Consider the following 24,204-nt stretch of genomic DNA (forward strand, 5'->3'; position numbering starts at 1 on the left):
CAGCCCCAGTAAGGTCACGCAGTTCTTTCAGGAGGAGTTCGGTAGCAGGTTCTGGGGCCGCTACGCAGCCCAACGCGGGCAAGCCCGCTCGCCACAAAAGCATCAGACCGTGATGTTGTGCTTGGCCAAAAAGGCCACAAACGCCTCTTCATCCAACACTTTCAACCCCAGCTCACTGGCCTTGGCCAACTTCGACCCCGCCCCCGGCCCCGCTACCACGCAATGGGTTTTCGCCGACACCGAACCCGCCACCTTGGCGCCGAGGCTTTCGAGTTTTTCCTTGGCGACATCCCGGCTCATCAGCTCCAGGGAGCCGGTGAGCACCCAGGTATGGCCAGCCTCGGGCAAGCCTTCGACGACTTTTTTCTCGCTCTGCCAATGCATGCCGAAGTCTTTGAGTTGCAGCTCAATGGCCAGCGCGCGCCTGGCGTTTTCTTCATTATCGAAGAAATCTCGCACCGCCTTGGCCTGCTTCTCCGGCAATGCCTGGCGCATGTCGAGCCAATCGGCCTTGATCACGCCTTCCAGTGAGCCGAACTTGTCCGCCAGCTTCTGTGCGGCGCCCGGCCCCACCGAAGGCACATGCAGTTTGTCCAGCAAGCCGCCCAAGGTGGTACTGGCGGCGAACTCGGCACTCAGGTCGCCCTGCTCCTGCAATTCCAGCCCGCACTCGTCTTTGGACAGCAGCGCGCTTAGCACTTCCTGGTTATGGCCATCCTCAAAGAAGCTGTGAATCTCATACGCCACTTCCAGCCCGACATCCGGCAAGTACGTCAGCACTTCCGGCAACGCCTGCTGCACTCGCTCAAGGGACGCCAGGGAGCGCGCCAGCACCTTGGCGGTTTCCTCGCCCACATCGGGAATGCCAAGGGCGTAGATAAACCGCGCCAGGGTCGGGGTCCTGCTGTTCTCGATAGCCGCGATCAGTTTTTTGCTGGAGACGTCAGCAAAGCCTTCCAGGTCGATGATCTGCTCGTACTTGAGCTTGTAGAGATCCGCCGGCGAGCCGATGAGTTTTTCATCCACCAACTGCTCGATGGTCTTGTCACCCAAGCCGTCGATGTCCATGGCCCGACGAGAAACGAAATGGATAATCGCCTGCTTGAGCTGGGCACCACAGGCCAAGCGCCCGACGCAGCGGTAAACCGCACCTTCACTGACCGTTTCCTTGCCCTTGCTGCGTTTGACCAGTTGCGTGCGCTCAACATGGGAGCCGCACACCGGGCAGCTCTCGGGGATCTGCACCGCACGGGCGTTTTCCGGGCGACGCTCGAGCACCACCGACACCACCTGCGGAATCACGTCACCGGCACGGCGGATGATCACGGTGTCGCCGATCATCAAGCCCAGGCGCGCCACCTCATCCATGTTGTGCAAGGTCGCATTGGACACCGTCACACCCGCGACCTTGACCGGCTTGAGCCGCGCCACAGGCGTGACAGCACCGGTACGACCGACCTGGAATTCAACGTCCAGCAGCTCGGTGAGTTCTTCCATGGCGGGGAATTTATGGGCAATCGCCCAACGTGGTTCGCGGGCACGGAAACCCAGCTCTCGCTGGGAGGCGATGCTATTGACCTTGAACACCACACCGTCGATTTCATAGGGCAAGGCGTTACGCCGCTCGCCGATATCGCGGTAGTAGTCGAGGCAATCCTGAATACCCTTGGCCAGCTTCAACTCGTGGCTGATGGGCATGCCCCACTGCTTCAACTGCTGCAGGTTGCCGATATGGGTGTCACTGATATCGGTGGTCACACCGTAGCAGCAGAACTCCAGCGGGCGGCTGGCGGTGATCTTCGAATCCAACTGGCGCAAGCTGCCGGCAGCGGCGTTACGCGGGTTGGCGAAGGTCTTGCCCCCGACTTCCAGCTGTGTGGCGTTGAGCCGCTCGAAACCGGCCTTGGACATGAACACTTCGCCGCGCACTTCCAGGGTTGCCGGCCAGCCGGAGCCTTGCAGCTTGAGCGGGATATTACGCACGGTGCGCACATTGATGCTGATGTCTTCGCCGGTAGTGCCGTCACCGCGAGTTGCGCCGCGTACCAACTCACCGTCCTGATACAGCAGGCTGACCGCCAGGCCATCGAGTTTTGGCTCGCAGCTGTATTCCACCGCCGCGCCGCCGCCAAACAGATCGCCCACCGGCAGGTCCAACCCTTCGGTCACCCGGCGGTCAAACTCCAGCATGGTGGTTTCATCAAAGGCGTTACCCAGGCTGAGCATCGGGATCTCGTGACGCACCTGAGTGAAGGCCGACAACGCCGCGCTGCCAACCCGCTGAGTCGGTGAGTCGCGGGTGACCAGCTCCGGATGCTCGGCTTCCAGGGCCTTGAGCTCGTGGAACAGGCGGTCGTACTCGGCGTCCGGAATGCTCGGCTCGTCGAGGACGTGGTAACGGTAGTTGTGCTGATCCAGTTCAGCGCGCAGTTCGAGGATGCGGGTATGGGCGGCGGTCATGGGTGTTCTCTCATAAAGCAAAAGAGCAGCCGAAGCTGCTCAATATGTTAGTGCACGTATTCTACAGGCGACGCTTAAGATCGAACCTCAGCGCTTCTGTGTCAGGGCGCGACGCTCGAACTCCACAATACGCTGACGGTAGTGTTCGATGGTCTGGGCGGTCAGTACGCTGCGTTGATCGTCCTTGAGCTCGCCGTTGAGTTCCTGAGACAGCTTGCGGGCCGCCGCCACCATGACGTCGAACGCCTGTTTCGGATGACGCGGGCCTGGCAGACCAAGGAAGAAGCTGACCGCCGGGGTGCTGAAATGGTCGATGTCGTCCAGGTCGAAAACGCCTGGCTTGACCGCGTTGGCCATGGAGAACAGCACTTCACCGTTGCCGGCCATGCTTTCGTGGCGGTGGAAAATATCCATCTCGCCAAAACGCAGGCCGCTTTCCAGAATGTTCTGCAACAGCGCCGGGCCCTTGAAGCCGGCAGCGTCGCGGCAGATCACACTGATCACCAGCACTTCTTCAGCGGCCGGCTGATCCTTGACGGACTCACGCGAGGCGCTCTTGGCCGGGCTTTCGTCCGGGAAATCGCCGTCACGGCTACTGAAGCTCGGGCCGTCTTCCAGGTCCAGATTCAGGTCACCCTGGGAAGGTTCGCCGGCAGTACGCTTGCCGCGTTTTCCGGAGGGCTCGCGGGCTTCACGCACCGGCGCACTCATCGACGGCAAGTCATGCTCGTCCAACTGCGGTTCTTTATGGGCGTCCAGGACACGGGGCGGCCCCAGCAGCTCAGCACTGCCGTCGTCGTCCGGTAAATTGGACAGGTTGCGGTCCAGGCGAAATTTCAACTTGCCCTTGCCACCGCGCATACGGCGCCAGCCATCAAAAAGAATACCGGCAATGACAATGATGCCGATGACGATCAGCCACTCGCGCAGACCGATTTCCATGTAATCCCGTGCCTCTAATAAAAAATGCTGAAAAATAAGGGGTTTAGCACCGTGCAAACCGCTTTAAAACGTGGCGCCAACTCTATGTTCTGAATGACGTTTTGCCCACGCATACAAGAAATTGACATTAAACTAGCACGACCAAAGATAACTTTACACAGTCTGTCAAAATGGCTTGAACAAATATGTCCCTTTGCCATCGCCCCGCGACCGGTAAAACACCTTACATCCTGCTGAAAAATCCCTTTCAAAGCGCGACTTAAGATTCCACCATCGCCATCGCTTCTTCGACATCCACCGCTACCAAACGCGAACATCCCGGTTCGTGCATCGTCACCCCCATCAACTGATCGGCCATTTCCATGGCGATCTTATTGTGGGTGATGTAGATGAACTGCACCGTCTGGGACATCTCTTTAACCAGTCGGGCATACCGTCCAACGTTAGCGTCATCCAGCGGGGCGTCAACCTCGTCGAGCATACAGAACGGCGCCGGGTTCAACTTGAAGATGGCAAATACCAGGGCCAATGCCGTCAGTGCCTTCTCGCCACCGGACAACAAATGGATGGTGCTGTTCTTCTTGCCCGGAGGCCGCGCCATGATCGTCACCCCTGTATCGAGTAGATCTTCGCCCGTCAGTTCCAAGTAAGCGCTGCCACCACCGAAAACTTTCGGGAATAACGCCTGTAAACCACCATTAATCTGATCAAAGGTATCTTTGAAGCGATTACGGGTTTCCTTGTCGATCTTGCGAATAACGTTTTCCAACGTGTCCAGGGCTTCCACCAGATCGGCATCCTGGGCATCCAGATAACGTTTGCGCTCGGACTGCTGCTGGTACTCATCGATGGCCGCAAGGTTGATCGCGCCCAGCCGCTGAATACGCGCGGCGATGCGCTCAAGTTCTTCTTCAGCTTCTTTTTCGTTGGCCTGAGCGGTCAAGGTATTGAGCACGCCGTGCAGGTCGTAGCCATCTTCGAGCAACTGGTCCTGCAAGGTTTTACGGCGCACGGTCAGGGCTTGCCATTCCATGCGCTGCTGTTCGAGTTGGCCACGGATCAGTTGCGATTGCTGCTCGGCCTGGGTCCGACGTTTTTCGGCGTCACGCAATTCGCGGTCGGCATCTTCCAGGGCAATTTGTGCTGTCTTGAGTTCGACGTCGACAGTCATGCGCTTATCGAGCAATTCTTCAAGCTTGAGCCGCAGCTCTTCCAGCGGGGCTTCGCCCTCCTCCAGGTTGAGACTCAGTTGCTCGCGCTTCTCGGTCAGCCGCTCGGATTGCATTTCCAGGCGCTCAAGGGCCTGGCGTGTGGAATCGTGCTGCGCCTTGAGCGATCCCAAGCGCACCGCCAACTGATGAGCGTGATCCTTGTGCTGGCGGGCTTCCTGGCGTACCCGATCCAGGCGCTCGCGCAAGCTGTCGCGCTGGGCCAACAGCAACTCGCGCTGCTCGGTGTCCAGGGCCATGCTGTCGAGGGCTTCCTGCAATTGCAGGCGTGACTCGCCAACTTGTTCGTGCTCCAGGGCGCGCTGCTCGCCCATCTCGGCCACTTCTTCATCAAGACGGGTACGGCGCAGGGTCAACTGTTCGACCTTGGCCTTGCTCGCCGACAGCTGAGCCTTCAATTCGCCTTGCTGACGCGCTTCGTCCTGCAACAGCCGGCGCAGGTGTTCGCGGCCAGTCTCTTGCTGGCGCTGGGTAGCGCGCAGGGTTTGCAATTGGGTTTCCAGGGCTTCAAGGGTGGCTTCACGCTCTTCACGTTCGGCGCTCAGGTTGACGATTTCCTGACCTCGCGCCAGCACGCCGCTTTCAGCTTCACTGGCACGGCGTACCCGCAGGAAATGCCGGCCGACCCAGCAGCCGTCACGGCTGATCAGGCTTTCGCCGGCCGCCAACTGCCCACGCAGTGCCAAGGCCTGCTCAAGACTCTCCACCGGTTTGACCTGGCCCAGCCAGGGCGACAGATCAATCGCTGCCTCAACCTTGTCCAGTAAACTGCCCGGCACCCGCACACCGTCCGCCGCAGGGCTGAGCAAGCGTAAATCGCCCTGGGCAAAACCGGCCAGGTCGAAACCGCCAAAGTCATCCACCAGCACCGCTTGCAGGTCGGCACCCAGCACGGTTTCCACCGCCAGCTCCCAACCGGCCTCGACTTTCAAACCCTCGGCCAAGCGCGGACGCTCGGCCAGATGTTGATCGCGCAGCCATTCGGCGGTCCCCGTACCCGGATCAAGAGCCGCCTGCTGCAGGGCTTCCAGCGACGCCAAACGGCCGTTGAGCCGCTGCAAATCACCCTGTGCCTGCTGCTGGGCCTGACCCGCCTGTTGCAGCTGTTGACGCAATTGCTCCAGGCGCTCTACTTGCTGTTCTTCGCTGGCCTCCAGCTCTTCAAGCGTCATTTCGCTCTCGGCCAATTGCTCGCTCAGTTGCAAGATCGCCGCGTCTTCCGGATCGGCAGCGAGCAACACGCGCTCCTCCAGCAAACGCCGCTGACGCTCGGCCAAGCGTTCCATGCTGGTTTCCAGCTGCTGGATGCGCGACTGCTGCACCTCGGCCTGGCGGCGCGGTTCGGCGGAACGCAGGTTGAAAGCGTCCCACTGCTCCTGCCAGCCGTGCATGGTGGTTTCTGATTCTTCCAGGGCCGCAGCGGCTTCTTCGGCCGCCGCGCTGGTGACTTCCTGCTCAGGGGTGAGCATATCCAGCTCTTCACCGAGGGTCAGCAGCAAGGTGCGGTCGTGGCCCAGGTGAGATTCGGTTTCCAGGCGCGCGCGTTCAGCTTCTTTCAGATCGTCCTGCAACTGACGCAAGCGCTGCTGACCGTGCTGAATGCTCTGCTCGACCCGGGCGATGTCACCGCCCACCGAATAGAAGCGCCCCTGCACCAGATTGAAGCGCTCGGACAAGTCATGGTGACCGTCCCGCAGGCGTTCGATGCTGGCGTCGGCGTTGCGCTGCTCGGCCACCAAGGCTTCGAAACTGATTTCCTGGGTGGCGATGATCGCTTCGCGCTGGCCGACCTGATCGTTCAGTGCCTGCCAACGCAGCGCCGACAGTTGCGCCTTGAGCTGGCGTTCTTCGCCCTTGTATTCCTGATACTTCTCGGCGGCCTGGGCCTGACGGTGCAGGCGTTCGAGCTGGCGCTCCAACTCTTCGCGCAAGTCGGTCAGGCGGGCGAGGTTTTCGTGGGTGCGGCGAATACGGTTTTCGGTCTCGCGGCGGCGCTCCTTGTACTTGGAGATGCCAGCCGCTTCCTCGATGAAGTTACGCAGGTCTTCGGGCTTGGCTTCGATCAGCTTGGAGATCATCCCCTGCTCGATGATCGAATAGCTGCGCGGGCCCAGGCCGGTGCCGAGGAAGATGTCGGTAATGTCCCGGCGTCGGCACTTGGTGCCATTGAGGAAGTAGCTGTTCTGGCTGTCACGGGTCACTTTGCGGCGGATGGAGATTTCCGCATAGGCGGCGTACTCACCGACCAGGGTGCCGTCGGAGTTGTCGAACACCAGCTCGATGCTGGCCTGGCTCACCGGCTTGCGGCTGGTGGAGCCGTTGAAGATGACGTCGGTCATCGACTCGCCACGCAGGTTTTTCGCGGAACTCTCGCCCATCACCCAGCGCACGGCGTCGATAATGTTCGACTTGCCGCAGCCATTGGGCCCTACCACCGCCGCCATATTACTGGGGAAATTCACCGTGGTCGGGTCGACGAAGGATTTGAACCCCGCCAGTTTGATGCACTTGAGCCGCACGCTTAGGCAACCGCCAAGGCAGCGATGACCAGGGAGCTGCTGCGCTGGCCGTAGGCCGAGAGCACCAGGCGAATCTGTGACAGGTCACGGGCCAGTACGGCGGCGAGCAATTGCTCGAACAGCGCCAGGTACTCGCTCATTTCCGCCTTGCGCTGATCCAGCGCCAGGTAATAGGCACGGTTCATCGCCGGTTGCAGGTTCTCGACGGTTTCCTGCAAATACGGGTTGTTGGCGAAGGGGTAGGCCGCGCGCATCACATTGAAGCTTTCTTCGACGAAGGCACGGATGTCCTGGCGCTCGAAATTGCTCACCAGCCGTTGCTGGATCTGCAGGAACGGCGCCATGTCGGCCTGGGTCTGCCAGCCTTCGGCGACCGAATTGCCCAGCAGGATGTACATTTCGGACATCAGCGTACACAGGCTCTGTACCTTGTGGGCGGTGAGTTCGGTGACGTGGGCGCCACGGCGCGGCAGGATCGCGATCAGGTGCCGCCGCTCAAGGATCAGCAAGGCTTCGCGCACGGAACCACGGCTGACATTGAGCGCCAGCGTGACCTTCTGCTCCTGGATCCGCTCCCCAGGCTTGAGGTCGCCGCGAATGATACGTTCGGCGAGGTGGTGAGCGATTTGCTCGGCAAGACTATCCGGCGCCTTGAACGTCATGTTTTCCCTTCAAAATCTTCTATCGGTACGAGCGCGGCAGTGTAGCGCACTTGCAGGTTGATGGCGCAGGGCCCACGAGCTGGAATTTGGCATGAAATAAGCAGCCATTAAAGCCCAAAAGCCCCCAAAAACATCGGTTCCAAAGATCTGGACCATAATTAAGGATGTTGAAATCGCAATTTCTTGACCCTTAGGTCAGAAAATCATTGACCGAAAAGTCAGACATGACTAGATTCGGCGCAAAGCGGTTAACAACAATAATGAGTCTGCGAGGCCTTCCGTGATCCAGTTTTTACTTAACCAGGAACTCCGTAGCGAGCACGCCCTGGACCCTAACCTGACCGTGCTCAACTATTTGCGCGAGCATCTGGGCAAATCAGGCACCAAGGAAGGCTGCGCCAGCGGCGATTGCGGTGCCTGCACCGTGGTGGTGGGCGAGTTGCATACCGATGATCAGGGCCGCGAGCAGATCCGTTATCGCAGCCTCAACTCGTGCCTGACCTTTGTGTCGTCTTTGCACGGCAAACAACTGATCAGCGTCGAAGACCTCAAGCATCAGGGTGAACTGCACAGCGTGCAGAAAGCCATGGTCGAGTGCCACGGCTCGCAGTGCGGCTTCTGCACCCCGGGCTTTGTGATGTCGCTGTTCGCCCTGCAAAAGAACAGCGAAACCCCCGATACCCACAAGGCCCATGAAGCCTTGGCCGGCAACCTCTGCCGCTGCACCGGCTATCGCCCGATTCTAGCCGCCGCCGAACAGGCCTGTTGCAACAAACCCCAGGACCAGTTCGACAGCCGCGAAGCCGCCACCATCGCCCGCCTCAAGGCCATTGCCCCAACACAAACCGGCGAGTTGAACAGCGGCGACAAACGCTGCCTGGTGCCGCTGACGGTCGCCGACCTGGCCGACCTCTATGACGCCTATCCTCAAGCCCGACTTCTGGCCGGCGGCACCGACCTGGCACTGGAAGTGACCCAATTCCACCGCGTACTGCCGGTGATGATCTACGTTGGCAATATCACCGAGATGAAGCGTGTCGAGATCTTCGAAGACCGCCTGGAAATCGGTGCCGCCACCTCGCTGTCCGACTGCTACACCGCCTTGAATAATGAATACCCGGACTTCGGCGACCTGCTGCACCGCTTCGCCTCCTTGCAGATCCGCAACCAGGGCACGCTGGGCGGCAATATCGGCAACGCCTCGCCTATCGGTGATTCACCGCCGCTGCTGATCGCCCTGGGCGCGCAAATCGTCCTGTGTAAAGGCAACACCCGTCGCACCCTGGCCTTGGAAGACTACTTCATCGACTACCGCGTCACGGCCCGCCAGGACAGTGAGTTTATCGAGAAGATCATCGTGCCCAAGGGCCAGTCGCTGTTCCGTGCCTACAAGGTGTCCAAGCGTCTGGACGATGATATTTCTGCCGTCTGCGCGGCTTTCAATCTGAAGATTGATAACGGTGTGATCGCCGATGCCCGCGTCGCCTTCGGTGGCATGGCGGCTACGCCAAAACGCGCAAAACATTGCGAAGCGATCCTGACGGGCGCGACCTGGAATTCAGCCACGGTGGAAAAAGCCTGCGCCGCCCTGGCCGAGGATTTCACCCCGCTGTCAGACTTCCGCGCCAGCAAGGAATACCGCCTGCTCAGCGCGCAAAACCTGCTGCGCAAATACTTCATCGAACTGCAAACGCCGCACATCGAGACTCGGGTGACCGCTTATGTCTAATCATCACGCCGTGGAAAAAACCCAAGCCGAACTCGCCGAGCTGTTTGCCAAGGACCTGACCTCCGGTGTCGGCCGCAGCATCAAGCACGACAGCGCCGCCAAGCACGTGTCCGGCGAAGCGCAGTACATCGATGACCGCCTGGAATTCCCCAACCAGTTGCACCTGTATGCGCGCCTGTCCGACCGCGCCCACGCCAAAATCATCAGCATCGACACCGCGCCCTGCTACGCCTTTGAAGGCGTGCGCATCGTCATCACCCATGAAGATGTACCGGGCCTGAAAGACATTGGCCCACTGATGCCGGGCGACCCGTTATTGGCGATTGATGATGTGCAGTTTGTCGGGCAACCGGTGCTGGCCGTGGCCGCCCGCGACCTGGAAACCGCACGTAAAGCGGCGATGGCCGCCGTCATCGAATACGAAGACCTGGAGCCGGTGCTGGATGTGGTCGAGGCCTTTCGCAAAAAACATTTCGTGCTGGACAGCCACACCCACCAACGCGGTGATTCGACGGGCGCGCTGGCGACGGCGAAACATCGTATCCAGGGCACCCTGCACATCGGCGGCCAGGAACATTTCTACCTGGAGACCCAAATCTCCTCGGTGATGCCCACCGAAGACGGCGGCATGATCGTCTACTGTTCCACGCAAAACCCCACCGAAGTGCAGAAGCTGGTGGCCGAAGTACTCGACGTCTCGATGAACAAGATCGTCGTCGACATGCGCCGCATGGGCGGTGGTTTCGGCGGCAAGGAAACCCAGGCGGCAAGCCCTGCCTGCCTGTGTGCGGTAGTCGCCCACCTCACCGGCCAGCCGACCAAGATGCGCCTGCCCCGCGTCGAAGACATGCTGATGACTGGCAAGCGTCATCCCTTCTATATCGAATATGACGTGGGCTTTGACGACAGCGGACGCCTGCACGGGATCAATCTGGAGTTGGCCGGTAACTGCGGCTGCTCACCGGACCTGTCGAACTCGATTGTCGACCGCGCCATGTTCCATGCCGACAACTCCTATTACCTGGGCGATGCCACGGTCAACGGTCATCGCTGCAAGACCAACACCGCGTCCAACACCGCTTATCGTGGCTTCGGTGGCCCACAAGGAATGGTCGCCATCGAGGAAGTGATGGACGCTATCGCACGCCACTTGGGCCAGGACCCACTGGCGGTGCGCAAGGCCAACTACTACGGCAAGACCGAGCGCAACGTCACCCACTACTACCAGACGGTCGAGCACAACATGCTCGAAGAAATGACCGCCGAACTGGAAGCCAGCAGCCAATATGTCGAGCGTCGCGAAGCGATTCGTCGCTACAACGCCAACAGCCCGATCCTGAAAAAAGGCCTGGCGCTGACGCCGGTGAAGTTCGGCATTTCCTTCACTGCCAGCTTCCTCAACCAGGCCGGTGCACTGATCCACATCTACACCGACGGCAGCATCCACCTGAACCACGGCGGCACCGAGATGGGCCAGGGTTTGAACATCAAGGTCGCGCAGGTAGTAGCCGAGGTATTCCAGGTGGAAACCGACCGGGTACAAATCACCGCCACCAACACCGACAAAGTGCCGAACACTTCGCCGACCGCCGCCTCCAGCGGCGCCGACCTGAACGGTAAAGCCGCACAGAATGCCGCCGAAATCATCAAGCAGCGCCTGGTGGAGTTTGCCGCGCGCAAGTACGAAGTCAGTGAAGCCGATGTGGAATTCCACAACGGCCACGTACGGGTCCGCGACCATATCCTGACGTTTGAAACGCTGATCCAGCAGGCGTATTTCGCCCAGGTGTCGCTGTCCAGCACCGGTTTCTACAAGACCCCGAAAATCTTCTACGACCGCAGCCAGGCACGCGGGCGGCCGTTCTACTACTTCGCCTTCGGCGCGGCCTGTTGCGAAGTGATCGTCGACACCCTGACCGGTGAGTACAAGATGCTGCGTACCGATATCCTCCACGACGTGGGTGCGTCGCTGAACCCGGCCATCGACATCGGCCAGGTCGAGGGCGGCTTCATTCAGGGCATGGGATGGCTGACCATGGAAGAGCTGGTGTGGAATGCCAAGGGCAAATTAGAGACCTGCGGCCCGGCCAGCTACAAGATCCCGGCCGTAGCGGACATGCCGCTGGATTTGCGGGTGAAGCTGGTGGAAAACCGCAAGAACCCGGAAGACACGGTGTTCCATTCCAAGGCCGTGGGTGAGCCGCCGTTCATGCTTGGCATTGCGTCTTGGTGTGCGATCAAGGATGCCGTGGCCAGCCTCGGTGACTACCGCCATCAACCGAAGATTGATGCACCGGCGACACCGGAACGGGTGTTGTGGGGTTGTGAGCAGATGCGGCAGTTGAAGGCAGCGAAAGCTGTTGAAACTGAAACTGAGTTGGCTTCGCTTTAGACCGAGGTGCTGCCTTCGCGAGTAAGTCGAAGACGGCCGGACTGACAACAGAAATGTTGAGGTAAACATGAACAACTGGATCAGCGCCCTCGCCGACCTGCAAACCCAGGGTGAACCTTGCGTACTGGTGACCATCATCGAAGAGCTCGGCTCCACGCCGCGTAACGCGGGCTCGAAGATGGTCATCGCCGCCAGTCAGACCTTCGACACCATTGGTGGCGGGCACCTGGAATACAAGGCGATGCAGATCGCCCGGGACATGCTCGTTCGCGGCCAGCAAAACACTCATCTGGAGCGCTTCAGCCTCGGCGCCAGCCTGGGCCAGTGCTGCGGCGGCGTCACGGTGTTGCTGTTTGAACCGATGGGCCAGGTGCAGGCGCAGATAGCCGTGTTCGGTGCCGGTCATGTCGGTCGCGCCCTGGTGCCGTTATTGGCCAGCCTGCCCTGCCGCGTGCGTTGGATCGATTCCCGGGAACAGGAATTCCCGGAGCAGATCCCTCAGGGCGTGCGTAAAATCGTCAGCGAAGAGCCCGTGGATGAAATCGACAACTTGCCCGCAGGCAGTTATTGCATCGTCATGACCCACAACCACGCCCTCGACCTGGAATTGACCGCCGCCCTGCTCAAACGCAATGACTTCGCCTACTTCGGCCTGATCGGTTCGAAAACCAAGCGGGTCAAGTTCGAACACCGCCTGCGCGACCGCGGCTTCGACGCCACGCAACTGCAACGCATGCGTTGCCCGATGGGCCTGGGCGAGGTCAAAGGCAAATTGCCTGTGGAAATCGCCATCTCCATCGCCGGCGAAATCATCGCCACCTATAACGCCCATTTCGGCCAGCACACCGCCAGCGCCGAACCCATTGCCAAACTGCTGCCGGCCTCGCGTCGCAGCCAAGCTATTAACTGAGATGACCATGCCTTTGACTCGCAAAGCCTACCGTGCCGCCATCCTGCACAGCATCGCCGACCCTGCTGAAGTAGGCATTGAAGCCTCCTATGAGTATTTCGAAGACGGCCTGCTGGTAATCGACAACGGCCAGATCAGCGCCTTGGGCCATGCCAGCGAACTGCTCGCCAGCCTGCCGGCTGACATCGAGGTCACCCATTACCAGGATGCGCTGATCACCCCCGGCCTGATCGACACCCATATCCACCTGCCGCAAACCGGCATGGTGGGCGCCTATGGCGAACAGTTGCTGGATTGGCTCAACACCTACACCTTCCCCTGCGAAAGCCAGTTCGCCGACAAGGCCCACGCCGAAGAGGTCGCGGACATTTTCATCAAGGAACTGCTGCGTAACGGCACCACCACGGCCTTGGTGTTTGGCAGCGTGCACCCGCAGTCGGTGAATTCGTTTTTCGAAGCGGCCGAGAAACTTGACCTGCGCATGATCGCCGGCAAAGTGATGATGGACCGCAACGCTCCGGACTATCTGACCGACACCGCCGAATCCGGCTACCTGGAAAGCAAGGCGCTGATCGAGCGCTGGCACGGCAAAGGCCGCTTGCACTACGCGGTGACGCCACGTTTCGCACCGACCAGCACACCGGAGCAACTGACCCTCGCCGGGCAACTGCTGGGGGAATACCCGGACCTGTACATGCAGACTCACATCAGTGAAAACCTGCAGGAAGTGGAGTGGGTCAAGGAGCTGTTCCCGGAACGCAGCGGTTACCTGGACGTGTACGACCATTACAAACTGTTGGGAGAACGCTCGGTATTCGCCCACGGCGTGCACCTGTGCGACGACGAATGCGCGCGCCTGGCAGAAGCGGGTTCGGCGGTAGCGTTCTGCCCGACTTCGAACTTCTTCCTCGGCAGCGGCTTGTTCAACTTGCCGATGGCGGAGAAGCACAAGCTCAATGTCGGCCTGGGCACCGACGTCGGTGGGGGCACCAGTTTCTCACTCCTGCAAACACTGAACGAAGCCTACAAAGTGATGCAGTTGCAGGGTGCGCGACTGAGTCCGTTCAAATCGTTGTACCTGGCGACCCTGGGCGGCGCGCGGGCGCTGCGGTTGGAAGACAAGATCGGCACGCTGCAACCGGGCACCGACGCGGACTTCCTGGTGCTGGACTACAACGCCACGCCGCTGCTCAGCTATCGTTTGAAGCAGGCCAATACCATTGCCGAGACGTTGTTTGTGTTGATGACGCTGGGGGATGATCGGGCGGTATTGCAGACGTATGCGGCCGGGCAGTTGGTGCACCAACGCTGATATAACAAACACCACAAAACAAATGTGGGAGCGGGCTTGCTCGCGAAGGCGGTGGATCAGTCGATAAATCTAGTGACTGACACTCCGCCTTCGCGAGCAAGCCCGCTCCCACATTTTTTGATCGGGTTTACAATTTTACAGACGACCGCCCCGGCTTCTTGGTCTGCAACAGATGCGAGAACACTGCATGCAGGTCATCCGACGCGCTTTCCTCATCGAGGTTGAGCTTGCTGTCGATGTGATCCATGTGGTGCATCATCAGGTTCACGGCCAACGTCGCATCCCGCGCCTCGATAGCGTCGATCAGTTGGGTGTGCTCATCGTAGGAGCAGTGGGAACGGTTGCCGCTTTCGTACTGGGCGATGATCAGTGAAGTCTGGGACACCAGGCTGCGCTGGAAGCTGATCAGCGGTGCGTTCTTCGCCGCCTCGGCCAGCTTCAGGTGGAACTCGCCGGAAAGCCGGATACCCGCCCCGCGATCGCCTCGGGAGAAGCTGTCCCGCTCGTCATTGACCATCTGACGCAATTCGGCCAACTGCTCGGCGGTGGCATGCTGCACCGCCAACTCAGTGATCGCGCGCTCCACCAGGCGTCGGGCCATGAACACCTGACGGGCTTCCTCGACACTCGGGCTGGCCACGACCGCACCGCGATTGGGCCGCAGCAACACCACGCCTTCATGGGCCAGGCGCGACAATGCCCGGCGAATGATCGTACGGCTCACGCCGAAGATTTCGCCCAGTGCTTCTTCACTCAATTTGGTACCGGGCGCCAGGCGTTGTTCAAGGATCGCCTCGAAGATATGCGCGTAGACGATATCGTCCTGGGTTCCACTGCGACCGGCCTTACCGGCTCGCGGTTGTTTCTTGAGGGGCTGCAACTGTTCGTTCATGGGCACTCGGGTCGGGAGAACGGCGGCGAATTGACGTTGACTGTAATACGGTACTGAGGGTCGCTGGCAAGTATCGCGTAAAAACAACGCATATTGTACACAACCCGTTGCGCCAACACGACTGTATGGCTGTTTGCGGCGCCGGCTGTATTGCAATGAGTCGTTACGTTTGAGTTTAGGCTTGAATCCGCACCCGCTTCTAAAAATAAGCCCCAGGCATAAAGGAACACCGCCCCATGACCGACGCGACCCAAGCGCCACTGCGCCCACTAGCCGATACCTCGCCTTCGGCTATCGTCGCCGGCTTCATTGCCATGATGACCGGCTATACCAGCTCCCTGGTGCTGATGTTCCAGGCCGGCCAGGCCGCCGGCCTGACCACGGCGCAGATTTCGTCGTGGATCTGGGCAATCTCCATCGGCATGGCGGTGTGCAGCATCGGTCTGTCCCTGCGCTATCGCACGCCGATCACCATCGCCTGGTCCACACCCGGCGCGGCACTGCTGATCACCAGCCTGGGCGGCGTGAGCTACGGCGAGGCCATCGGTGCCTACATCACCTGCGCGGTGCTGGTGACGATCTGCGGGCTCACCGGCAGTTTTGAAAAACTGGTCAAGCGTATCCCTGCGTCCCTGGCGGCGGCCTTGCTGGCGGGGATTCTGTTCAAGATCGGCAGCGAGATTTTCGTCGCCGCGCAGCACCGTACCGCGCTGGTGCTGGGGATGTTCTTCACCTACCTGATCGTCAAGCGCCTGTCGCCGCGCTATGCGGTACTGGCCGCACTGCTGATCGGCACGGCCCTGTCCGGCCTGATGGGGTTGCTGGATTTCAGTGGCTTCCACCTGGAAGTCGCGACACCGGTGTGGACCACGCCGTACTTCTCCCTGGCCGCCACCATCAGCATCGGCATTCCGCTGTTCGTGGTGGCGATGACCTCGCAGAACATGCCGGGGGTGGCCGTACTGCGGGCCGATGGCTACAACGTGCCGGCCTCGCCCCTGATCACGGCGACCGGCCTGGCCTCGCTGGTGCTGGCGCCGTTCGGCTCCCACGGCATCAACCTGGCGGCCATCAGCGCAGCGATCTGCACCGGTCCCCATGCCCATGAGGATCGCAACAAGCGCTACACGGCTGCGGTCTGGTGCGGGATTTTCTACGGGATTGCCGGGGTATTTGGCGCCACCTTGGCGGCCTTGTTCGCGGCCCTGCCCAAGGAACTGGTGCTGTCGATTGCGGCACTGGCGTTGTTTGGCTCGATCATCAATGGCCTGAGCATCGCCATGAATGAGCCCAAGGAACGGGAAGCAGCGCTGATCACCTTTATGGTCACAGCGTCGGGGTTGACGTTGTTTTCCATCGGTTCGGCGTTCTGGGGGATTGTCGCGGGGGTGTTGACGCTGGTGATTCTGAATGGGCGCAAGGCCTGACTCTTTTTAAGACGCCATAACGAAAAAGCGACCCGGGCGGGTCGCTTTTTCATGACATCAGGCTACCGGATTGATCGGCTTTTCCGGGTACCAGACGTCCATCAGCGGGCTGGCTTCAACGCTTTTCAGCTCGCTACGGCCTTTGAGCCAAGCTTCAACAGCAACACGCTGTTCTTCGCTGACCGAGCCGCGCTTCTGCAGGCAAACCAGACCGTAGTCATCGCCGCCCACGTAGCCAAGGCCATTGGCCTCCATCGCTTCTTTCAGGAATGCGTCGAGGAAAGCGTCGATAGCCTTGTCGTCCAAACCTTCGTTGAAATCCAGGTTCAGCTCGAAGCCCAGCTCTTGAAATTCATCAACGCACAGTTTTTTGCGCAGACGCTGGGAACGGTTAGTCGCCATGGAACAATCCTCATAAGTAATAACGGGCGGCACTTTAGCAGTTTAAGCGGCCCTTTGCCCGACTCTCTGGGACGGGCGGCAGTGTGCCAGTAAAAAAAACCGCAATTAGCCGCTATGGTTCAGGCACAAGTGCCTCACGCTTGGGGCATAATGCCGACACTTTCATGACCACTGAGGGATTTTCGTTCATATGCCCTCCTCTTTTCACCCCTCCTCAGCAGTAGGGTTCCATTTCTTATGATCAAATCTCTGCGTCCCCTGTTACTGGCCGGTTTTCTTTTGCCCCTGGCCTTTTCCGTCACCGCCGCCCCGATCAACACCACCCTGCCCCCCAAGGTTCAGGAAACCCTCCAGAAGGCCAAGCTGCAGAACAATGCGCTGTCCCTGGTGATGATTCCCCTCAACGGCCCCGGCACACCCACCGTGTTCAACGCCGATGTGTCGGTCAATCCGGCCTCGACCATGAAACTCGTCACCACCTACGCCGCCCTGGAAATGCTCGGCCCCAACCATCAGTGGAAAACCGAGTTCTACACCGATGGCACCCTGAGCGGCGGCATACTGCGCGGCAACCTGTACCTCAAGGGCGGCGGCGATCCCAAGCTGAACATGGAAAAACTCTGGTTGCTGATGCGTGACCTGCGGGCCAATGGCGTGCAGCAAGTCACCGGAGACCTGGTGCTGGACCGCAGTTTCTTCGTCCAGCCGCAATTGCCGGAATTCAATGACGATGGCAATGACGCCAACAAGCCATTCCTGGTCAAGCCGGATGCCCTGCTGGTCAACCTCAAGGCCTTGCGCTTTGTAGCCCGCAACGACTCGGGCAAGGTGTTGATTTCGGTGGAGCCACCGATTGCCAGCATTCACATCGACAACCAGGTCAAGGTAGTCAACAGCAAACAGTGCACCGGTGATGTGCGCTACAACCCAGTAACCGCCGCCGATGGCAGTGTCACGGTGACCGTCAACGGGCAATTGGGTGATGGCTGCAGCTCTCAGACCTACCTGTCCTTGCTGGACCACGCCACCTACACCGCCGGAGCCGTACGGGCGATCTGGAAAGAGCTGGGCGGCAGCATCCAGGGCCGCGACATCCAGGCCCCGGTGCCCAAGGATGCCAAGGTCCTGGCCCGTGCGTTCTCCCCGGACCTGGCGGAAATCATCCGCGACATCAACAAATACAGTAACAACACCATGGCCCAGCAGCTGTTCCTCAGCCTCGGCGCGCAATACCGCACCGATGCCGATGGTGATGACGCCAAGGCTGCCCAGCGGGTTGTGCGTCAGTTGCTGGCGAAAAAAGGCATCACCGCGCCACATCTGGTGATGGAGAACGGTTCCGGCTTGTCCCGTGCCGAGCGCGTCAGCGCCCGGGAGATGGCGGCCATGCTGCAAGCTGCCTGGCGAAGCCCGTATGCTGCGGAGTACATCAGTTCGCTGCCGATTTCCGGGATGGACGGCACCATGCGCAAACGTCTGAAAACCACGGCGTTGCGCGGTGAAGCTCACGTCAAGACCGGCACCCTGAACACCGTGCGGGCGATTGCCGGCTTCAGCCGCGATAACAACGGCAACACCTGGGCAGTGGTAGCAATCCTTAACGATCCGAAGCCATGGGGCGCCTCGTCGGTGCTGGATCAGGTGTTACTGGACCTGTATCGCCAGCCGAAGCTGACAGCGGCCGCGCCGGTTCTGTAAACCCCACAGCCTTGCAGGGGCCTGGCTCCTGCAAGGCTGTCATCAAGCCGGCAACCGCTCTACCTCGACTCGATCCCTGCCCGCCTGCTTGGCCGCGTACACCCCCGAGTCCGCGCGCAACAACAAACTGTCTTCGCCTTCATCGACCCACCAACTGGCAACCCCGAAACTGGCTGTCACGGTACCCACGCGCTCCATTGGCGCGCTGCGCAACGCTTGCCACAACTCCAGCGCCAGGCTATAGGCTTGGGCGCCATCGGTGTGAGGGCACAGCACCATAAACTCCTCGCCTCCCAGGCGGCAGAACACATCAGTGCGACGCAAGCGCTGGCGTATCCGCCGACACAACTCTTGCAACACGCCATCGCCCACGGCGTGCCCATGCTGATCATTGATGCGTTTGAAGTGATCAATATCGAACATGATCACCGCCAACGCTCCCGAGGTGCGCTTGACCCTGATCATCTCGGCCCGCAGGCGGTCCTGGAAGTAGCGCCGGTTATAAATGCCGGTCAGGGAGTCAGTGATGGACAGTGCCCGAAGCTCTTCCTCGACCCGTTTCAGGTCGGAAATATCCGACACATAGCCATGCCACAACGTCCCGCCGCCTGGCAGCTCTTCCGGGGTAGCTTCGCCACGGACCCAGCGCAGGCCCCGTTGAGGCAATTGCACGCGGTACTCTTCACGCCAGTGACTCAATTGCAGCGCTGACAAACGGATAGACGCGCGGACCCGCTCGGCGTCCTGGGGATGAATGCGTTCAAAGACTTGTTTCGCATCCAACTGCAACAACCCGGGTTCGATTTCGTAGATGTCACGAATGCCATCACTGGCATAGATAAATCGCCAGTTATTCCGAGGTTCCAGGGTGAATTGAAAGATGCCACCGGGAACATGGGCACTGAGCTTTTTCAGCAACCGATCCCGCGCTGCCAGCGCCTCATAGGCACGTTTTTGCTCAGTGATATCCAGGCAGATCGCCAAGTGGCCAATCCACAGACCATGGTCATCCAGCAAGGTCGTCGCCAGCATATTCACCGTCAGTTGGCTGCCATCCTTGCGCACCAGCGTCCACTCACGGGCCTCATGCACATTGTCACCGCCTTCCACCAGCATCGCCTGATGCGGCGCAATGGGTTTACCGAGTACCAGACTCAACTGCGCGGCCCGGGCGTCAAGCTCTGGGGCCAAGTGCAGGCTTGCGAGGGTCAGATGGCCCACTGCCTGATCAGCCTCAAAGCCCAGCATCTGCTCAGCCCCGGCATTGAAGGTATTGATGACCCCGCGCAAGTCGGTGGCAATGATCGCTACCTGCGTTGCCGCGTTCAACACACTGCGTAATTGGCCGTGGGCGCCGCGCAATTCCTGCTCCCGTTGGTGCAACTGGCCAGTGCGTTGCTCCACCAGCTTCAGTGCCCTCTGGCGCTGGCTGACCAGCACATAAAGCAAGGCGCTGAGCAACACGCTAAGCAGGCTACCCAGGCTCAGGATGCTGATCACCGAAGAGTGATTGACCTTCTCGAATACCTGACTGGGGCGCAGCGTCAAGGCATAGACGTGATCGCCCAAGGTCAACCGGCGTGTCGCCTCCAGGCTGCTGTGGGCCAAGGCACTGCTGGATTCGTAGAGCACGCGTTGCTGCGTATCGGAGGTGTCGACAATCTGCACCACCAGATTGTCCCGGTCGGGCTTGGGTAAACCGTCGGCTACCAACTGGCGCATGCTGATCACGGCCATCACGTAACCGTATGGCTCGCTTTGGGGCGTTTGCGCAGTGGCCGCGTGACTGACCGGCACTACCAGCAAGACGCCCATGGCGTAGGCCGGCTCCACGCCCACCAATAGCATGGGTTGTGAAACCGCCATCGTCCCTGTTTTTTGCGCCCGTGCAAGCGTCGAACGACGCAGGGGCTGGGCCAACAAATCAAACCCCAAGGGTGACCCAAGGATGCTTTGAGTCTGGCTGTAGAGCACCGGCACATATTCATCGCGCTCGGCCGCTGGCGCCAATTCACCTGCCTCATTCAATTCACGAATGGCAAACGGAAAACCGCGCTGATGGGTCACCTGCTGTTCAAACGCCTTGCGTTGATCACGAAAAATCCGCGGCGCCCAGGCATAGGCCCGGGTACGCAGCAGCAAGGGCCGTGCGAAACCATTGAATTCCTTGTGGGAAACCATGTGCGAGTTGACGAAAAAACGCCGCAGGCTGCCCAGGCGTTGTTCCTGATCTTCAAAGCGCTCCTGAAGACGGCTGTAGCGTTCGTTGACCAGCAGTTGAAACCGCTGGCGAACCTGCTGTTGATAGAGATCGGACGCCGCCCACGCGACGATGGCCGTCAGCGCTACGCCTGCCAGAAAGACCGTCAATGCCACGAGCCACGCCGACGCCTGCTCATTGATAAAGCCAAGGATTTTCGGGCGCACGGCATGCAGCGACATAGGCAACACTCAAAGCGCCAGTGTGCCGGGACGTCACTTTGGCTGGACCCTAAGTTATAGCCACAGGGGTTGAGTTTGACCAGCGCAAAAAAAAACGCGAGCCCGGAATACTCCAGGCCCGCGGCTTCAGAGGTGCAGATCAGCGTGCGGTGATTTTCCAGGCCCGATGGATCTTGGCGTTGCGCGCAAAATCCGGGTCGATGGTTTTATCGCTGATTTCCTCAACGGCATAACGCGCGCTGAGGTTGTCTTCCAGTTGGAACTTGCGGAAGTTGTTGGAGAAGTACAACACGCCGCCCGGCGCCAGGCGTGCCATGGCCAGGTCAAGCAATTGCACGTGGTCACGCTGCACGTCGAAGATGCCTTCCATACGCTTGGAGTTGGAGAAGGTCGGCGGGTCGATGAAAATCATGTCGAACTCATCACGACTGGCTTCCAGCCATGCCATCACGTCACCCTGCTCCAGGCGGTTCTTGTCCGAGAAGCCGTTGAGGGAGAAGTTGCGGCGTGCCCAGTCCAGGTAGGTTTTCGACAAGTCGACACTGGTGGTGCTGCGCGCGCCGCCCTTGGCTGCATGCACACTGGCGGTGGCGGTGTAGCAATACAGGTTGAGGAAGCGCTTGCCGGCCGCTTCTTTCTGGATACGCATGCGCATTGGCCGGTGATCGAGGAACAGGCCGGTATCCAGATAATCCGTCAGGTTGACCAGCAACTTCACGCCGCCTTCGCTGACTTCGGTGAACTTGCCCTGGGCGCTCTGACGCTCGTACTGCTTGGTGCCGCTCTGACGCTCGCGGCGCTTGACCACCACGCGGCTCTTGTCGATGTTCAACGCCTGGGGAATTGCGGCTAGGGCATCGAACATACGCGCCGAGGCTTTTTCCGGGTCGATGGATTTCGGAGCGGCATATTCCTGGACATGGACCCAATCGTGGTACAGGTCGATGGCCATGGAGTATTCCGGCATGTCGGCATCGTAGACGCGGTAGCAGTCGACGCCTTCACGCTTGGCCCACTTGCCCAGCAGCTTCAGGTTTTTCTGCAAACGGTTGGCGAACATCTGCCCGCCTTCGCTCAAGCGTGCCTGCTCGACCACCGGAGCCGGTACCGGTTTGATCGGGTTGCCGTTCTTGTTGTACTGACGCTCTTGCGGCTCGGTCGGTGCCTGGTCGTAGACGGCCTGCTCACGTTCCGCCTGACGCTGTTCAGGGGTACGGCGCTCGCCTGTGACGAACTGATCCGGCGTGACCTTGATCAGCAGCAACTTGCACGGCAAGGCGCCGTTCCAGAAAGAATACTGTTTGTGACTGCGAATACCCATGCGCTTGCCGAGATCCGGGGCACCGGTGAATACCGCCGCTTCCCAGCCCAGGCAGGCCTGACGCAGGCGCTCGCCGAGGTTCTGGTAGAGGTACAACAGGCTGGCTTCATCACCCAGACGCTCGCCGTAAGGTGGGTTGCAGATCACCAGGCCTTTCTGGTTCTGGTCCGGGCGCGGCTCGAAGGTGCCGACTTCGCCCTGATACACCTTGATCCAATGGCTCAGACCCGCACGTTCGATGTTATTACGAGCGGGCTGAATCAACCGTGGATCAGCTTCGTAACCACGAACCCACAACGGCGGCTTGGCCATACCGATGACGGCACGTTCGCTGGCCTCTGTGTGAAGTTTCTTCCACAGGGCCGGAACGTGGCCCAACCAGGCAGTGAAGCCCCACTGCTCGCGGTTGAGGTTGGGGGCCATGTCGGCGGCGATCATCGCGCCTTCCACCAGGAAGGTACCGACGCCGCACATTGGGTCCGTCAGCGCGCCGCCTTCAGCGGCAATGCGCGGCCAGCCGGAGCGAATCAGGATCGCCGCCGCCAGGTTTTCCTTGAGTGGCGCAGCGCCCTGCTGCAAGCGGTAACCGCGCTGGTGCAGGCTGTGGCCGGAGAGGTCGAGGGACAGGATCGCTTCACCACGGTCCAGGCGCAGGTGAATGCGCAGGTCCGGGTTGATCTTGTCGATGGACGGGCGTTCGCCGGTCGGGGTGCGCAGCTTATCGACAATCGCATCCTTGACCTTCAGCGCGCCAAAGTGGGTGTTGTCGATGCCCGAGCCGTGTCCACTGAATTCCACCGCCAAGGTGCCGTCGGCAACCATGTGGTCTGCCCACTCGATGTCCAGCACACCGTGGTAGAGGTCTTCGGCGTCCTTCATCGGGAAGCGCTTGAGCACCAGCAACACGCGGTTGGCCAGGCGCGACCAGAGGCACAGGCGGTAGGCGGTTTCCATGTCGGCCATACCGCGCACGGCCGAGGTGTGCTCGCGTGCTTCCTCAAGGCCAAGCCCGACGGCCTCCTCGATCAGCAAGCCTTCGAGGCCCTTGGGGCAAGTGAGGAAGAGTTCGTAACGATCCGACATGGGAATTCCAGGCTTTTCAGCAATAAGTGAACGAGCGACGCATCGCCGGTTCGGTTTTCAATCAAGCGCTTTTCTTGAAGAGCACTCGTGTGGCACGAATGTGCCGTCCCACCCCGGCTGCAGGCCCTCTGGGCCTTTATTGACGGGGCAGATCATGTATTTGATGCAACAAAAAGAAATATTCCGACCCTTCGTCGAATAATAACCGACTGCAACGGGCGGACATTCTCACTAAAGGATTAAACCCATCCTCTTTGCAGGGCACATCATAGCTGGCTTTACCCAATAAAAGGGGCGAAAAGCCACCCCAGCTTATGGCTATACCAGCATTATCGTTACGTCCTTATGACAAAACGATCATTGAATCCATGTGACCTATTGGTTAGAACTCAACACAGGTTGGCGTCGTAACGGCGCCGACACCGTGCTCGCCACGCCGGCAGCGAGCGCACCAACGGCAGAAAAACTCTGCCCGGCCTCGGACGGGGCCGAAGGATATCAAGACAGTCAACAAGTGAGGGAAACACCCTATGAGAAGACTTAAGCGTGATCCGTTGGAAAGAGCATTTTTACGCGGATATCAATATGGCGTTCATGGCAAATCCCGTGAGCTTTGCCCATTTACTCTACCGTCGGTACGCCAAGCCTGGATCAACGGCTGGCGAGAAGGACGCGGCGACAACTGGGACGGTATGACTGGCACTGCGGGAATCCACAGACTCAACGAACTTCACGCCGTCGGCTAATCAAGGGCATTTAATTCCGACACCATCACGAATACGCA

At 59.9% G+C, this 24,204-nt stretch carries 15 protein-coding genes; 7 read left to right on the forward strand and 8 right to left on the reverse strand.

From position 1 onward, the window contains the following. Positions 1-102 precede the first annotated feature (102 nt). The 4 genes from ligA to J7E41_RS15340 form a co-directional block, all read right to left on the reverse strand. A complete protein-coding gene (gene ligA, locus J7E41_RS15325; protein ID WP_214994052.1) occupies positions 103-2,460 on the reverse strand; it encodes an NAD-dependent DNA ligase LigA in 2,358 nt (785 codons plus the stop codon). Positions 2,461-2,547: 87 nt separating this feature from the next. After that, positions 2,548-3,402 carry a cell division protein ZipA gene (gene zipA / locus J7E41_RS15330; protein ID WP_214994053.1) on the reverse strand — a complete coding sequence of 285 codons (855 nt, stop codon included), beginning with the start codon at positions 3,400-3,402 and terminating at the stop codon, positions 2,548-2,550. A 259-nt stretch (positions 3,403-3,661) separates the two neighbouring features. After that, positions 3,662-7,150, reverse strand: a complete 3,489-nt coding sequence (gene smc, locus J7E41_RS15335) for a chromosome segregation protein SMC (RefSeq protein WP_214994054.1) — start codon at positions 7,148-7,150, stop codon at positions 3,662-3,664. 2 nt (positions 7,151-7,152) lie between these two features. Continuing rightward, on the reverse strand, positions 7,153-7,812 hold the full coding sequence (locus tag J7E41_RS15340) for a GntR family transcriptional regulator (RefSeq protein WP_214994057.1): 660 nt from the start codon (positions 7,810-7,812) through the stop codon (positions 7,153-7,155). A gap of 280 nt (positions 7,813-8,092) precedes the next feature. Here J7E41_RS15340 and xdhA point away from each other — a divergent pair, with 280 nt between their 5' ends. The 4 genes from xdhA (at position 8,093) to guaD (ending at position 14,155) form a co-directional block, all read left to right on the forward strand. Next, positions 8,093-9,541 carry a xanthine dehydrogenase small subunit gene (gene xdhA, locus J7E41_RS15345; RefSeq protein WP_214994059.1) on the forward strand — a complete coding sequence of 483 codons (1,449 nt, stop codon included), beginning with the start codon at positions 8,093-8,095 and terminating at the stop codon, positions 9,539-9,541. Then, the gene (gene xdhB / locus J7E41_RS15350; RefSeq protein ID WP_214994062.1) at positions 9,534-11,933 is read left to right on the forward strand and encodes a xanthine dehydrogenase molybdopterin binding subunit; all 2,400 of its coding nucleotides are present in this window, start codon (positions 9,534-9,536) and stop codon (positions 11,931-11,933) included. Before xdhA ends, xdhB begins: the two co-directional genes overlap by 8 nt. 67 nt (positions 11,934-12,000) lie before the next feature. Beyond that, complete coding sequence (gene xdhC, locus J7E41_RS15355; RefSeq protein WP_214994064.1) at positions 12,001-12,843, forward strand: xanthine dehydrogenase accessory protein XdhC; 843 nt, start codon at positions 12,001-12,003, stop codon at positions 12,841-12,843. A gap of 7 nt (positions 12,844-12,850) precedes the next feature. Next, positions 12,851-14,155: a guanine deaminase gene (gene guaD, locus J7E41_RS15360; protein ID WP_214994067.1), complete on the forward strand. Its 1,305-nt coding sequence runs from the start codon at positions 12,851-12,853 to the stop codon at positions 14,153-14,155. A 127-nt stretch (positions 14,156-14,282) separates the two neighbouring features. On the opposite strand, the gene J7E41_RS15365 is transcribed toward guaD, so the two are convergent. Continuing rightward, complete coding sequence (locus tag J7E41_RS15365; protein ID WP_169355662.1) at positions 14,283-15,047, reverse strand: GntR family transcriptional regulator; 765 nt, start codon at positions 15,045-15,047, stop codon at positions 14,283-14,285. Between the two features lie 236 nt (positions 15,048-15,283). On the opposite strand from J7E41_RS15365, the gene J7E41_RS15370 reads away from it, so the two are divergent. Further along, complete coding sequence (locus tag J7E41_RS15370) at positions 15,284-16,474, forward strand: benzoate/H(+) symporter BenE family transporter (protein WP_214994068.1); 1,191 nt, start codon at positions 15,284-15,286, stop codon at positions 16,472-16,474. 57 nt (positions 16,475-16,531) lie between these two features. Here J7E41_RS15370 and J7E41_RS15375 read toward each other — a convergent pair whose 3' ends face one another. After that, positions 16,532-16,876: a YggL family protein gene (locus tag J7E41_RS15375; protein ID WP_214994069.1), complete on the reverse strand. Its 345-nt coding sequence runs from the start codon at positions 16,874-16,876 to the stop codon at positions 16,532-16,534. A 237-nt stretch (positions 16,877-17,113) separates the two neighbouring features. Here J7E41_RS15375 and dacB point away from each other — a divergent pair, with 237 nt between their 5' ends. Then, positions 17,114-18,574, forward strand: coding sequence for a D-alanyl-D-alanine carboxypeptidase/D-alanyl-D-alanine endopeptidase (gene dacB, locus J7E41_RS15380; RefSeq protein WP_214994070.1), 1,461 nt, complete (start codon positions 17,114-17,116; stop codon positions 18,572-18,574). 42 nt (positions 18,575-18,616) lie between these two features. Here dacB and J7E41_RS15385 read toward each other — a convergent pair whose 3' ends face one another. Then, the gene (locus tag J7E41_RS15385; protein ID WP_214994071.1) at positions 18,617-21,016 is read right to left on the reverse strand and encodes a sensor domain-containing diguanylate cyclase; all 2,400 of its coding nucleotides are present in this window, start codon (positions 21,014-21,016) and stop codon (positions 18,617-18,619) included. A gap of 139 nt (positions 21,017-21,155) precedes the next feature. After that, on the reverse strand, positions 21,156-23,420 hold the full coding sequence (gene rlmKL / locus J7E41_RS15390) for a bifunctional 23S rRNA (guanine(2069)-N(7))-methyltransferase RlmK/23S rRNA (guanine(2445)-N(2))-methyltransferase RlmL (protein WP_214994073.1): 2,265 nt from the start codon (positions 23,418-23,420) through the stop codon (positions 21,156-21,158). 530 nt (positions 23,421-23,950) lie between these two features. Between rlmKL and rmf the strand changes: the two genes are divergently transcribed. Next, complete coding sequence (gene rmf, locus J7E41_RS15395; RefSeq protein WP_002553055.1) at positions 23,951-24,166, forward strand: ribosome modulation factor; 216 nt, start codon at positions 23,951-23,953, stop codon at positions 24,164-24,166. Positions 24,167-24,204 lie beyond the last annotated feature (38 nt).

This window comes from Pseudomonas fluorescens, assembly GCF_018614655.1.
Lineage (GTDB): Bacteria > Pseudomonadota > Gammaproteobacteria > Pseudomonadales > Pseudomonadaceae > Aquipseudomonas > Aquipseudomonas fluorescens_BX.